Source organism: Deltaproteobacteria bacterium, assembly GCA_011375175.1.
In the GTDB taxonomy this organism is placed as follows: Bacteria; Desulfobacterota; GWC2-55-46; order GWC2-55-46; family DRME01; genus DRME01.
This window is the reverse complement of record DRME01000015.1, coordinates 1-13116: the sequence shown is the minus strand read 5'-3', so window position 1 is coordinate 13116 and position 13116 is coordinate 1. Positions and strand designations below refer to the sequence as shown.

The 13116-nt window shown below is 65.4% G+C and carries 11 protein-coding genes; all 11 read left to right on the top strand.

What is annotated here, in order from left to right; translation table 11 throughout:
• Positions 1–354: 354 nt before the first annotated feature.
• The 11 genes from ENJ37_01175 (at position 355) to ENJ37_01125 (ending at position 12939) form a co-directional block, all read left to right on the top strand.
• A complete protein-coding gene (locus tag ENJ37_01175; protein HHL39095.1) occupies positions 355–534 on the top strand; it encodes a hypothetical protein in 180 nt (59 codons plus the stop codon).
• A gap of 218 nt (positions 535–752) precedes the next feature.
• Positions 753–977 (top strand): hypothetical protein, encoded by a 225-nt coding sequence (locus ENJ37_01170; GenBank protein ID HHL39094.1) that lies wholly within the window; start codon positions 753–755, stop codon positions 975–977.
• A 60-nt stretch (positions 978–1037) separates the two neighbouring features.
• Positions 1038–2846 carry a hypothetical protein gene (locus ENJ37_01165; protein HHL39093.1) on the top strand — a complete coding sequence of 603 codons (1809 nt, stop codon included), beginning with the start codon at positions 1038–1040 and terminating at the stop codon, positions 2844–2846.
• A gap of 142 nt (positions 2847–2988) precedes the next feature.
• Positions 2989–4035 (top strand): DUF2304 family protein, encoded by a 1047-nt coding sequence (locus tag ENJ37_01160; protein HHL39092.1) that lies wholly within the window; start codon positions 2989–2991, stop codon positions 4033–4035.
• The gene (locus ENJ37_01155; protein ID HHL39091.1) at positions 3990–5546 is read left to right on the top strand and encodes a radical SAM protein; all 1557 of its coding nucleotides are present in this window, start codon (positions 3990–3992) and stop codon (positions 5544–5546) included. Before ENJ37_01160 ends, ENJ37_01155 begins: the two co-directional genes overlap by 46 nt.
• Positions 5459–6415 carry a DUF3473 domain-containing protein gene (locus ENJ37_01150; protein HHL39090.1) on the top strand — a complete coding sequence of 319 codons (957 nt, stop codon included), beginning with the start codon at positions 5459–5461 and terminating at the stop codon, positions 6413–6415. Before ENJ37_01155 ends, ENJ37_01150 begins: the two co-directional genes overlap by 88 nt.
• Positions 6416–6422: 7 nt before the next feature.
• Positions 6423–7346: an NAD-dependent epimerase/dehydratase family protein gene (locus ENJ37_01145; GenBank protein HHL39089.1), complete on the top strand. Its 924-nt coding sequence runs from the start codon at positions 6423–6425 to the stop codon at positions 7344–7346.
• Positions 7343–9052, top strand: a complete 1710-nt coding sequence (locus ENJ37_01140; GenBank protein HHL39088.1) for a phospholipid carrier-dependent glycosyltransferase — start codon at positions 7343–7345, stop codon at positions 9050–9052. The genes ENJ37_01145 and ENJ37_01140 overlap by 4 nt, the downstream gene beginning before the upstream one ends.
• On the top strand, positions 9049–10221 hold the full coding sequence (locus ENJ37_01135; GenBank protein ID HHL39087.1) for a glycosyltransferase family 1 protein: 1173 nt from the start codon (positions 9049–9051) through the stop codon (positions 10219–10221). Before ENJ37_01140 ends, ENJ37_01135 begins: the two co-directional genes overlap by 4 nt.
• 133 nt (positions 10222–10354) lie before the next feature.
• Entirely contained in the window at positions 10355–11524 is a 1170-nt protein-coding gene (locus ENJ37_01130) for a radical SAM protein (GenBank protein HHL39086.1), read from the top strand.
• Entirely contained in the window at positions 11038–12939 is a 1902-nt protein-coding gene (locus tag ENJ37_01125; protein ID HHL39085.1) for a radical SAM protein, read from the top strand. The genes ENJ37_01130 and ENJ37_01125 overlap by 487 nt, the downstream gene beginning before the upstream one ends.
• Positions 12940–13116 lie beyond the last annotated feature (177 nt).

The window sequence follows — 13116 nt, the reverse complement described above, 5'->3', positions numbered from 1 at the left end:
GTCGGCCTGGAGATTCTGCCCGCAAAGGCGTAAAGAAACCCCGCCTGGCGCGGGCGGAGTCTCCAGGCCGACCGCCACGGGGTGAGTGGACGGGGGAGATGCCTCTTGCATGTTGCCGGTCGAGCGATGACGGCACGTGACAGGCCGGAGTAGTCTCTTCCAAAGACGCCGTCCCCTTCCCCGGAAGCTTCCATTGATTACGCCGTTGCGATCCGAAGGCGCTCTCCGCGCCAACTTTTCATTGACCGCCGCGCCATTGTATTGATACTATAACAGGACTGTCGCCGCGGAGGTCCTTTCGCTACTCCGTCGGCGGAAGACGAAACGACCGGGGTGGGTCTCAGGGGGGTTCCCATGGGCATAGTGGAGCGCGCGCGCACGAAGTTAGGCATCGCCGGCGAGGTCATCGCCTTTCTCTGGGCGAGGAAGCTGTGGTGGCTCATACCGATGGTGGCGATGCTGCTCTTCTTCGGGCTGCTCATAGTCTTCACCCAGGGCTCGGCCGTGGCGCCCTTCATATACACGCTCTTTTAGGGAAGCTCTGATTTATTGCACTGAGGGAACCTTTTTGTAAAAGGGTCACAGCCCCACGTTTCCCCCAGGACTGCCCGCGCCGGCTGCATCGGGGGGGCTGTGCCGGGGGTTCGGGCCGCAAAGGCGTAAAGATTCCGCCTGGCGCGGGCCGACCCCCGGTACAGCCGAAGAACCGAACAACAGAGGCGGGGCCGCGCGGAGACCGGCGGATCGATGACATGAAAAGACTCTGGGAGAAGTGGAAGGTCCTGGCCGTAAAGATCGGCGAGTTCAACTCGAGGGTCATACTCACCGTATTCTACTTCGTTATCATGCTCCCCTTCGGGGTCGGCGCAAGGCTCTTCTCCGATCCCCTCTCCATGAAGAGAAAGAGGAACGCCTCCTACTGGGTCGACCGCGAGGCGGCGGCCCCCACGCTCCAGGACGCTAAAAGGCAGTTCTGAGCGCCGCGTCCGGCGCGCGTACTCCGCCCGCCCGAAACCGGATTCTCAAGGGATCGACAGTTGCTCATCTTAGGCATAAGCTGCTTCTACCACGACTCGGCCGCGGCCCTTCTGCGGGACGGCCGCATAGTCGCCGCCTCGGAGGAGGAACGTTTTTCGCGCAGGAAGCACGACTCCGGCTTTCCCGAGAAGGCCGTGGCCTTCTGTCTGGCCAGGGCCGGCGTAAAGGCGGCGGACCTCGACTACGTGGTCTTCTACGAAAAGCCCCTGCTCAAGTTCGAGCGCCTTCTCATGACCTACCTCGGCACCTACCCGAAGGGATGCCGGGTCTTCCGGGAGTCGCTTCTCAACTGGTTCGGCGAAAAGCTCTGGGTAAAGAGCATCATTAAGGAGAAGCTCGGCGTGCCCGAGGAGAAGATACTCTTTGTCGAGCACCACCTCTCGCACGCTTCGAGCAGCTTTTTCTGCTCTCCCTTCGAGAAGGCGGCCGTCCTAACCGTCGACGGCGTGGGCGAGTGGGCGACGACGGCCATGGGCACGGCGAGCGCCGACTGGGACGGCGGCGGCCGCAACAGCGTGGAGCTCACAAGGGAGATACGCTTCCCGCACTCGCTGGGGCTGCTCTACTCGGCCTTCACCGCCTTCCTCGGTTTCGAGGTCAACGAGGGCGAGTACAAGGTCATGGGCATGGCCCCCTACGGCGAGCCCCGCCATGTCGACAAGGTCTGGAAGCTGCTCGACGCGGCCGAAGACGGCTCCTTCCGTCTCGACATGTCCTACTTCTCCTATCCTTACCACAGGGAACGCACCTTCACCGAGAAGTTCGAGCGCCTCTTCGGCGAGCCCCGCGACCCGAAGGCCCGGTTCGTAACGGAGCGCACGAGCCTCTACGACGACCCGCTCGAGCCGACGAAGGCCGAGATGGAGCGCAACCAGTACTACGCCGACGTGGCGGCCAGCATCCAGTTCGTGACCGAGGAGATGCTGCTCAGGATGGCCCGCTCGCTCCACGACGCGACGGGGCTCAAGGACCTGTGTCTTGCCGGGGGCGTGGCCCTCAACAGCGTGGCCAACTACCGCATACTGGCGGAGACGCCCTTCGAGCGCATATTCATACAGCCGGCGGCCGGAGACGCCGGCGGCGCCGCGGGCGCGGCCCTCTACGTCCATCACGTGCTGCTCGGCAGGCGCCGCAGCTACGTGATGGAGGACGCCTACCTGGGCGAGGAGTACGGCGACGAGGCGGTGGACGCCTTCCTCAGGGAAGAGGGCATACGCCACCATGTGATCGAGGACGAAGAGAGGCTCGTCGACAGGGTCGTCGACGCCCTTGCGGGCGGCGGCGTGGTGGGCTGGTACCAGGGCCGCTTCGAGTGGGGACCGAGGGCCCTGGGCAACCGCTCCATACTGGCCAACCCCTGCCGCGAGGAGATGAAGGACGTGGTCAACATAAAGATAAAGTTCCGCGAGCCCTTCCGCCCCTTCGCCCCGTCGGTGGTGAGCGGCAGGGCCGGCGAGTACTTCGAGTTCCCCGGCGACATAGAGAGCCACTACCCGCCGCGCTACATGCTCATGGTCGCTCCGGTGAAGCGGGAGATGCAAGGCGCCATCCCAGCCGTCACCCACGTGGACGGCACCGGCAGGCTCCAGACGGTGGTGCGCGAGCGCAACCCCCGCTACCACCGCCTCATCGAGCGCTTCGGCGAGGCCACGGGCACGCCCGTGGTCCTCAACACGTCGTTCAACCTCAAGGGCGAACCCATCGTCACCACCCCGCGCAACGCCTTCAACACCTTCAGCGCAAGCGGCATGGACATGCTCGTCCTCGGAAACCGCATCATCGAGAAGAAGGACCTCGACGGCCGGTAATCCGGCATAGAGACCACCGAGCCGCCTTCCACCCAAAGGTGTTGCAAGAATCACGGCATGAGCTTATAATGATAGATTCGGGGACGTCCGGCGGCCCGCACCGCCGGCCCCGCAGTTCTGTCCAGGGAGGCCCGGTTTCCAGTTGAGCGCCTTACGCATAACGGGGCTGCTGTTGAGCCTGCTCGTCGCCGCCTTCGCCGCCGTCAAGTACCGGCAGGGGCGCTTCAAGCATTCGGACCTCTTTATCGGCCTTGTCGTATCCTTCGCCCTCCTTCTCGTCTCGCTCAAACCCGATGCGGCGAACGTGGTGGCCGACGTGCTTACGGGCCGCTACAGGTCGACCAACCGCATCGTCTCCATACTCATCGTCTCCAACATATTCACGGTGCTTCTCATCTTCTGGCTCATGCTGCGCAGCAACGCCATCGAGCGCTCCATAAGCGAGCTCGTCGGAGCGATGGCCCTGTCGAGCTTCCAGCAGGAGTTCGGCGACAGGGGCTTCGAGAAGAAGATACTCGTCGTCATACCGGCCTACAACGAGGCCGAGAACCTGGGCAGGCTCCTGCCCAGGATTCCAGGCAAGATATCGGGCTACGACGTGGAGACGGTGGTCGTCGTCGACGGCGCCACCGACGACACCGAGGAGGTGGCGCGCCGGGCCGGGGTCTACACGGTGGTCAACAGGATAAACCGCGGCGGAGGGGCCGCGCTGCGCGCGGGCTACAAGCTGGCCCTGGCAAAGAACGCCGAGATAGTGGTCACCATGGACGCCGACGGCCAGCACCGTCCCGAGGAGATAGAGCGGCTCGTGGAGCCCATAATCGCCGGCGAGGCCGACTTCACCAGCGGCTCGCGCGTTCTGGGCAGCCAGGAAAAGGAGAGCCCCGTGCGACAGCTCGGCATCGTGCTCTTCAACAGGCTCATAAGCCTTCTTCTCTGGCGGCGCATAACCGACTGCTCCAACGCCTTCAGGGCCCTGCGGGTCTCGGAGTGCGCAAAGCTCGACCTGCGCCAGGACCAGTTCCATACGACCGAGCTCATCATCGACGCCGTGAGCAAGGGCATACGCTTCAAGGAGGTGCCCGTCACCGTGCTCAGGCGCCAGGGCGGCGTTACGAAGAAACCACCGTCGCTGCGCTACGGATGGGGCTTTCTCAAGGCCATAGTGACCACGTGGTGGAGGACGTGACCGTGGAAGAAGGTACGGAAAGGACCGCCGCCGGAGACGGCGCTGCGGCCGGGGCCCCGGCCCTGCGCGTCGTGCTCCTCTCGCCGGCCAGCGCCGCCGGGGAACGGATGATAAAGGACGCCGGCGGCCGCTCGCAGACCAAGGAGTCCATAACGAGCATCTGGCCGGTGACGGAGCTTATGGTCATGGGCGCCATCCTGAAGAGGGCCGGCGTCGAGGTGGAGCTCGTCGACGCCAACGTGCTCGGCTGGGTCCACGACCGCGTGGTCGAGGAGATCGAGCGCCTGTCGCCGCAGATGGTCGTCGTGCTGAGCATAACCCCCCTCTTCTACGACGACATAAGGCTCGCCGGCATGATGAAGCGGGCCGTGCCGGGCCTGGTGACGGTCTTCTACGGCATACACGCCACGGTCTTCCCCGAGGAGGCCGGCCGCGACGAGATAGACGTCATCGTGCGCGGCGAGCCGGAGCTCACCGTGGAGGAGCTGTGCAGGGTCTTCATGGAGAAGGGGAGGCTCGACGCCGAAACCCTGGCCTCCGTAAAGGGCGTCTCCTACGCGGACGGCGACGGCGGCGTGCGGCACAACCCGGACCGGCCCCTCATAGAGGACCTCGACATCCTCCCTCCGCCGGACCTCGACCTCATGGACCCTTCACGCTACACCATGCCGGCCTCGGACGAGTCATTCATGGTCATCCAGACGAGCCGCGGCTGCCCCTTCAGGTGCATATTCTGCACCTCCGGCTCCTACTACGGCAAGCGGTGGCGCTCGCGCAGCGCAGAGAGCGTCTTCAGGGAGATAAAACTCTGTCACGACCGTTACGGCATAAGGAACTTCAACCTCATGAGCGACCTCTTCACCTGCAACAAAAAGCGGGTCATGGAGCTGTGCCGCATGATAATCGACGGCGGCCTCGACATCAGGTGGACCTGCAACAGTCGCGTCGACACGGTGGACGAGGAGATGCTCGCCATGATGAAGCGCTCGGGGTGCTGGCTCATGAGCTTCGGCATAGAGTCGGGCGACCCCGGCATGCTCGAGAAGATGAAGAAGGGCACCACCGTGGAGGACGCCGAGCGCGCCGTGGCCCTTGCCAAGAAGGTGGGCATCGGCCAGCACTGCTACTTCATCATCGGCCTGCCCGGCGAGACCCACGAGTCGGCGCGCAGGACCATAGAGTTCGCCGTGCGGCTCGACCCCACCTATGTGAAGTTCTACGAGGGAACGCCGCTGCCGGGCTCGGAGTTCTTCGACCTTGCCGTCCGTGAGGGCTGGATGAACTGGGACGACTTCGTTACGGGCAAGAAACTCATGTACGAGGGCAAGACCAACATGGTCGACTACCCCGACCTCTCGCACGAGGAGATCTCGCGCTACGTGAGCATGGGGTACCGCGCCTTCTACCTGCGTCCCCGGTTCATATGGCGCGAGCTCAGGAAGGTGCGCGATCTCCGGGGCCTCGTCGAGAGGGTGAAGCTCTTCGGCAAGCTCGTGCGAAACTGGTTCTGAGGGACCGCGCCATGGAAAGAGGGATGAAGGAAACGGCGACCATCAGCAACATACTCTCCATAGACCTCGAGGACTGGTACCACGGCATCTTCAGCCTCAACTACCGGTGGGACGGGCTCGAGGAACGGGTCGCGCAGAGCACGACCAGGGTGCTCGACATACTGGACGAAAAGGGTGTGAAGGCGACCTTCTTCGTGCTCGCCGTGGTGGCCGAGCGAAACCCGGACCTCGTGCGCCTGGTGGCCTCCAGGGGCCACGAGATAGGCACGCACGGCTACTCGCACAGGCTCATCTCGGAGATGAGCCCCGAGCGCTTCGCCGACGACGTACAGCGCTCCGTCGACGTCATAGGCTCCATAACGGGCAAGCCCATCCTCGGCTACAGGGCGCCGGCCTTCTCCGTGACCCTCAACACGCCGTGGATATTCACCATACTCAAGGAGAAGGGCTTCCGCTACGACGCCAGCGTATTCCCCACGCGAAACCCCCTCTACGGCATCCCCGGCGCCCACCGCTTCCCGCACAAGGTGAAGGGGGTGGAAGGGTTCGTCGAGGTGCCGGGCTCGACGGTGAGGATCCTGGGACGCAACATCCCGGTCTGCGGCGGCTTCTACCTCAGGGCCGCGCCCTACGGCTTCACGCGCTGGGCCGTAAGGCGCATAAACGCCGAGGGGAGCCCGGCCGTCGTATACGTCCACCCCTGGGACTTCGACCCCGACCAGCCGAGACCGCGGGTGACGGTGCGCGAGGCCCTCACCCACTACTTCAACCTCGCCGCGCTGGAGGCCAAGTTCAGGAGGCTGCTCGACGAGTTCCCCTTCAGCCCGGCATGTTCGCTTCTCGACGACCCCCTCGTCGAGAAGGGCTGAGGCAGCCATGGGCGCCGTAACCGGAAAGAGGTGCCTCGTGACGGGGGCAACGGGTTTCATGGGCCGCAGGCTCACGGCCCTTCTCCTGGAACGGGGCGCGGCGGTGCGGGCTCTGGTTCGCTCACGCGAGCGGGCCCGGGCGGTCCTGCCCGCAGGCGGCGTCGAGCTCGTCGAAGGGGATATGACCGACAGGGCGGCCGTCGAGCGGGCCGCTGACGGCATGGAGACGGTCTTCCACCTGGCCACGGCCGATCCCCGCAGCGACCCCCACTTCGACGCCACCAACGTCAAGGGCATGGAGACCGTCGTCTCCGTCCTCGAGGAGCGGGGACCGAGGCGCATCGTCTACACGGGAAGCTCCGTCGCCCTCTCGGCCGGGAGGAGCCGCTACGGCGAGAGCAAGCGCCGCGAGGCCGGGATACTCACCTCGTCGAAGCTCGACTATACGGTGATCATCCCCTCGCAGGTCTTCGGCGAGGGCTACGACAAGAACATAAACCGCCTGCTCGCCCTTATCCGCCGCCTGCCGGTGGTGCTGGTGCTCGGCGACGGCCGCTACCGGCTCCAGCCCGTCTACGCGGGCGACGTCGTCGAGGCGCTGCTGCTTGCGGCCCGAAGCGAGCGGGCCGTGGGACGCAGCTACTTCATAGCAGGACCCGAGGCGGTGAGCTTCAACGACCTCGTGGACAGGGCGGCCCGCGCCATGGGGCTTCGGCGGCGGCGGGTGCACGTACCGCTGTGGCTCGTCAAGGCCCCGGCGCTCCTGCTCGAAAAGGTCTTCGCCGGCGCGCCGGTCACGGCCGAAAAGATCGAACGGGCCGTAAGGGACAATACCTTCGACATCGAGGCGGCCCGCCGCGACCTCGGCTACAGGCCCACGCCGCTCGACGAGGCGCTGGCAAGGACCGTCGGGGAAAGAAGACCGTCATGAAGGCGCTTCCGCTCTCGTTCATACTCGCCTTCTCGGCCGCCCTCACCCTGACGGGCATCGACTGGGGGCTGCCCTCGGCCCAGAGGTCGGCGCTCTACTATACGGACCCGGCCTCGGAGGCCGCCGGGAATCCCGGCTCCCCGGCGCTGCGCTCCTACCACCCCGACGAACACAAGTTCCTCATGGCCATAGCCAACATGGAGCCCGGCGAGCTGGACTTCAACCCCCGCTTCTTCATCTACCCCACGCTTCAGATATACCTGACGGCGGCCGTGCTAAAGGCGGCCTCGCTCGCGGGAGTCGTGGAGCTCGTGGGAGAGAAGGCGTACTACTTCGCCGAGCCCGACATGATGGGCCGCATCTATCTCGCCGGCAGGCTTCTGACGGCGGCCTTCGCCGTCGGCTGCGTCTTCATGACCTATCTGGCGGGGGCGCGGGCCTTCTCCGAGCGGGTGGGTGTGACGGCGGCGCTCTTTCTCGCCGTCATGCCGGGCTTCGTCGTCAACTCCCACTACATGAGCGTCGACGTGCCGGCCACGTTCTGGGTCACGGTCACCCTCTACGCCGCGCTGCGCCTGTACGGCTCGCCGGAGACGAGGTGGTATCTCCTCGGCGGGGCGGGCGCCGGGCTCGCGGCGAGCACCAAGTACTACGCCGTGCTGGCCGTCGCATCGCTCTTCACGGCCCACGGGGCGGGCGGGGGCGGCCGGCGCAAGGGGCTGCGGGAGGCGCTGTGCGACAGGCGGCTTCTCCTGTGCTGTCTTGCCGCCTTCTGCGCCTTCGCCCTCACCTCTCCCTACGTGTTCCTCTCCTTCGGCGAGTTCCTGCGCGAGGGGGTCATGATCTGGGTCGACGCCATATTCCTCGGCAACGCCGTGACCGGCGAGACAAGGCTCTTCGCAATGGACAACGGCAACGCCTACCTCGACTACCTCGGCTCGGCGCTGCCCGTGGGCATGGGGGCGGGGCTTCTCGCGGCGGCGCTCGCAGGGCTCGGTTACGCCCTCTACAGAAGGACGGGGGCCGACAAGGCGCTCCTTGGCTGGGCCGTCCCCTACATCGTCATAATGGGTCTTGCAAGCGCGCGCCACGTGCGCTACACCGTGCCGCTTCTGCCCGTGCTGGCGATCTTCTCGGCCCGCCTCTTCCACAGGCTCCTCGAGCTCCGCCGCTCCGCTCCCTGGAGATACGGCCTCACCGCACTCGGCGCGGCGGCCGTGTTCTGGTCCGGCGCGGCCTCGACGGCCAACGTGGCCGTCATGGCCGGCGAGGACAACAGGGACGCCGCCGCGCGGTGGATAGCCGATCATGCCGGGGACCGTCCCCTGACCGTGGCCGTGGCCTGGGAGCCCGACTTCTACACCCCGCCGCTGGACAGGAAGAGGTTCCGCATCGAGGCCGTCTCTCCCCTTGACCGGGGGCTCGACAGGGCGGCGCTCGAACGCTCAAGGCCGGAGCTCATCGTGCTGAGCGAGTTCGAGTACCGCCAGTACATAAGGCTGAAGTCCCGCTATCCCGTGGAGGGGGAGTTCTTTGCGCGGGCCGTGAGCGGGAGGCTTGTGCTCGGCGGCGACCGCTACGAGCCCGTCTGGTTCGACAACGTGCCGAGAGTGATGGGCCTTGCGGCGGACGGCTCCTTTCCGCCCCACGACTGGCTCTATACCCACCCGCGCATCGTGGTCCTGAAAAGGAGGGGATCGCCTTGATCAAGGTTCTCCATGTGCGAAACTGCCGGGGCATAACGACCCTAACCGGGCCGGAGACGTACCTGCTCGACCTCCTCGCCGGCTTCGACGGGGAGCGGGTCGACGCCCGCCTGGCCTGTGTCGTCGATCCCGCAAAAAGCAGCCCGCTCTTCCTCGAAGAGGCCCGAAGGCGGGGCATACGGGTCGAGCCCGTCGAGATATCGTCGCCCCTCGATCTCAAGGATTTTTCCCTCGTAAGGGAGCTTGTGAGGCGGTATAATATCGAGTTGGTCCATACGCACGACGCGCGGAGCGACGCCGTCGGCTCTCTCGCGGCCCGCTCGCTGGGGGTGCCGGTCGTGGCCTTCGCCCACGGCTGGCTCAACTGGGACTCGCCCTTCTCCAAGGAGAGGCTCTATGCCGCCGTCGAGTCCTTCTTCGTCGGCAGGGCCGACGAGGTCATCTGCGCCTCCAGGGACATGGAGCGCGACCTGATGGAACGGGGTGTTCCGCGAGAGCGGATCCACTACATCCCCTACGGCATCGACCTCTCGCGCTTCGACCGCGGCGACGACGGCGGCGAGGTGCGGGCCGAGCTCGGCGTTCCATCGGACGCCCCCCTCGTGGGGACCGTGGGACGCATGCACCCCTGGAAGGGACACCGCCACTTCATCGAGGCCGCCGCCCGGGTCGTCGGGACCTTTCCGCAGGCCCGGTTCCTCATCGTCGGCGACGCGGCCTTCGACGGGCACCTGCGCTACCGCGACGAGCTCAGGGCCATGATAGAGAGACTCGGCCTGACGGAGCGGGTCATACTCACCGGCAGCCGTCCCGACATACCGCGCATCATGCGGGCCCTCGACCTCTTCGTGCTGCCGTCGCTTCGCGAGCCCTTCGGCATAGTGAGCATCGAGGCCCAGGCATGCGCCACCCCTGTGGTGGGCTCGCGGGTCGACGGCATACCGGAGACCATGGAGGAAGGCGTTACGGGGCTGCTCGTCGAACCCGGCGACTCCGTAGAACTCGCCGAGGCCGTAGAGCGGCTCCTCTCCCACAGGGAACGGCTCGGCGAGATGGGCGAGGCCGGCCGTAGCTACGTCCGCCGCCGCTTCGGCGTGGAACGGATGGTGGCGGAGACGGAGAGACTCTACAGGAAGATGCTTCGGGGAACGCTCTCCGCGGAGGGCTGAAGGAGCCCCGGCCGCGTCTCCATGTCAGCCTGCCTTCGTGCGGGGCGGCCTCCCGGAGGTCGGGGCGCGCCAGGCGGGGTTTTACGCCTTTGCGCCCCGACCTCCGGGAGGCCGCCGGGAAGGCGCTTCTGCAATGACGCCCCATCAAGGGCCTTCAGCGTCTGCGCTTCTTCCCGATGCCTGCACCCGGAGCGGAGAAGAACCGCAGGGGGAAAAGATGCTCGGAAGACTGACAGGACTGCCCCTTCAATACCTCAGGATAAAGCGCTTCAAGGTGGCGCCCATATGGGCGACCCTCGATCTCACGTGGAACTGCAACTGCCGGTGCAGCTACTGCAACTACTGGCGCGACGACCACGAGGACCTGCCCGCCGACGCCATGAAGCTCGTCATCGACAGGCTCGGCGAGCTCGGTGTCGTCTACCTGGGCCTGAGCGGCGGAGAGCCCCTTCTGAGGAAGGACGTCGTCGAGCTCACGGCCCACGCCAAGGCCCTGGGCCTTTTCGTGGGCATGAACACCAACGGCACCGTAGGGCGGCTCGACGTCTACGACGCCCTCATGGCCGCCGGCATCGACACCATCTGCTTCTCCATCGACGGGGCGAGCGCGGCCACCCACGAGATGTTCAGGAAGAACTGTCCCTTCCACAGGGTGGTGGACACGATCAGGAAGGTCGTCGCCCTGAGAGACGAAAAGGGCTACGGCACAAGGATAAGCACCGGCACGGTCATACACAGGGGCAACGTCCATGAAGTGGAGGAGATAGCGCGCCTGCGCGTCACGCTGGGCGTGGACCGCAACAACTTCCAGCCCGTATGGCTCGGCGAGGTGGCCGACGAGTTCCGCTCCGAGGTCGGTTTCGGTCCCGCCGACAGGGAGGTGCTCGAGAAGGCGGCCCGCACGCTCGCCGCCCTGCCCGGCTCCAACCTCGGGGCCTACAGCGAGCTGCTGCCCGACTACTACACGGACTACGACAAGGTCCGCTCCATAGAGTGCTACGGCGGACGGGCCTTCGTCTACGTAGACCCCCGGGGCGTCATCCACCCCTGCTCGATCATGCTCGAGCCGATGGGCGATCTCACGCGCAACGACTGGCGCGAACGCCTGGCCTCCGACCAGACGAGGGAGATACTGGCGCGCGCCGCGGGCCAGCAGTGTCCGGGCTGCTCGCTCGTCTGCTACATGGAGCGCAACATCATGCTCAACAACGTGACGAGGCCGGCCCTGCTGCGCGAGCTCGTCTTCAGGCGCTACCTGCCGGGGCTTCTGCGCTCCGGGAGGTCCGGGGAGCGCGGCCGGTGAGGATACTCTTCGTAAATCCGCCGGTCTCGAAGAAGGACCGCTACGGCGCGCTCGCCGCCGCCGGCTCCTACTCGCCGCCGCTGGCCCTCACCAACCTGGCGGCCGTCACCAGAGAGCGCGGCTGGGAGACGGCCATAATCGACGCCCAGGTCGAGGAGCTCGGCCACGACGAGACGATCTCCCGCATCGACGCCTTCAGGCCCGACATCGTGGGCATCACCTCCACCACCTCCACCTTTCCCAGCGGCGCCGAGCTTGCGGAGCTGGTAAAAGAGCTCGACCGGCGCATCACGGTCATAGCCGGAGGCGTCCACGTCTCGGCCCTGCCCGAACGCTCGCTCCTCGAACACAGGGCCATAGACGCGGTCGTCCTCGGCGAGGGGGAAGAGACCGTGGCCGAACTCGTCGCGGCCCTCAAGGAGGGCTCGCCGCTCGAAGAGGTCCGGGGACTCGCCCTGAGAAAGGGTGAAAAGGTCGTATTCACCGGGCCGCGCCCCCTCATACAGGACCTCGACTCGCTCCCTCTTCCGGCCTGGGAGATGCTGCCGCGCTTTCCCCGGGCCTACTGCATCCAGACCCAGAGTGTGGCCAACTTCCCCTCCACCTCCGTGTGCACCTCCAGGGGCTGCACCGGCAAGTGCACCTTCTGCGACCGCCGCATATTCGGCAGCAACCTGCGCGCCCACAGCGCCCCTTACGTGATGGCCCTCATCAAGGACCTGTACCACAACCACGGAGTGCGCGACATCCAGTTCGAGGACGACAACTTCATGCTCTTCAAAAAAAGGCTCTTCGAGGTCTGCGACATGATCCGCGCCGAACGGCTCGACCTCACCTGGTCGTGCCAGGCGAGGGTGGACATGGTGAGGCTCGAAACACTGAAGAAGATGAAGGAGGCCGGCTGCTGGATGATACTCTACGGCGTTGAGAGCGGCAGCGAGCGCATACTGAAGATGATGAAAAAAGAGATCTCCCGCGAAAAGATACTGCGGGCCATCGACCTTGCCCACAAGGCGGGCATCATGTGCAAGGGCTTCTTCATAACGGGCTTTCTCGGCGAGGACAGGGAGAGCCTCGACGAGACCTACGAGTTCATAAAGCGCGCGCCCTTCGACGACATAAGCCTCCACTACTACACGCCCTTTCCCGGCAGCCCGGCCTACAACTCGGTGGAGCGCTACGGACTCTTCAAGAAAGACTTCAAGACCATGACCTACTATAAACCCGTCTTCATCCCCAAGGGCCTCACCGAGCGGGACCTCATAGACCATTCCAAGCGCTGCTACCGCAGCTTCTACCTGAGACCGAGAACCATGCTAAACTACTTAAGACGCATAAAGGGACCGGGACACATCATCCACTTCGCAAAGGGCCTCGGCGCCCTCGTAAAATACATGTTCACTGCAAAGGAGTGATCCTTGGGGACCCCTCCTGTAGAAAAATTTCCCCCAGACTCCCTCCAAAGACTTTTGACGCCCTGCGGATCATCCCGATTCTGCTTGCAAAATCGGGATGATCCGCAGGGAATTAAAAGTCTTTGAAGGGGCATCATATGCCCGTGGCGGTTGCCCCGGGGAGGCTGTACCGGGGGG

What these genes read in the sequence shown, in the direction of transcription:
- ENJ37_01175 (HHL39095.1), top strand. Translation starts at nt 355, where the DNA reads ATGGGCATAGTGGAGCGCGCGCGCACGAAGTTAGGCATCGCCGGCGAG.
- ENJ37_01170 (HHL39094.1), top strand. Translation starts at nt 753, where the DNA reads ATGAAAAGACTCTGGGAGAAGTGGAAGGTCCTGGCCGTAAAGATCGGC.
- ENJ37_01155 (HHL39091.1), top strand. Translation starts at nt 3,990, where the DNA reads ATGGGGCTTTCTCAAGGCCATAGTGACCACGTGGTGGAGGACGTGACC.
- ENJ37_01150 (HHL39090.1), top strand. Translation starts at nt 5,459, where the DNA reads ATGGCGCGAGCTCAGGAAGGTGCGCGATCTCCGGGGCCTCGTCGAGAG.
- ENJ37_01145 (HHL39089.1), top strand. Translation starts at nt 6,423, where the DNA reads ATGGGCGCCGTAACCGGAAAGAGGTGCCTCGTGACGGGGGCAACGGGT.
- ENJ37_01140 (HHL39088.1), top strand. Translation starts at nt 7,343, where the DNA reads ATGAAGGCGCTTCCGCTCTCGTTCATACTCGCCTTCTCGGCCGCCCTC.
- ENJ37_01130 (HHL39086.1), top strand. Translation starts at nt 10,355, where the DNA reads ATGACGCCCCATCAAGGGCCTTCAGCGTCTGCGCTTCTTCCCGATGCC.
- ENJ37_01125 (HHL39085.1), top strand. Translation starts at nt 11,038, where the DNA reads ATGGCTCGGCGAGGTGGCCGACGAGTTCCGCTCCGAGGTCGGTTTCGG.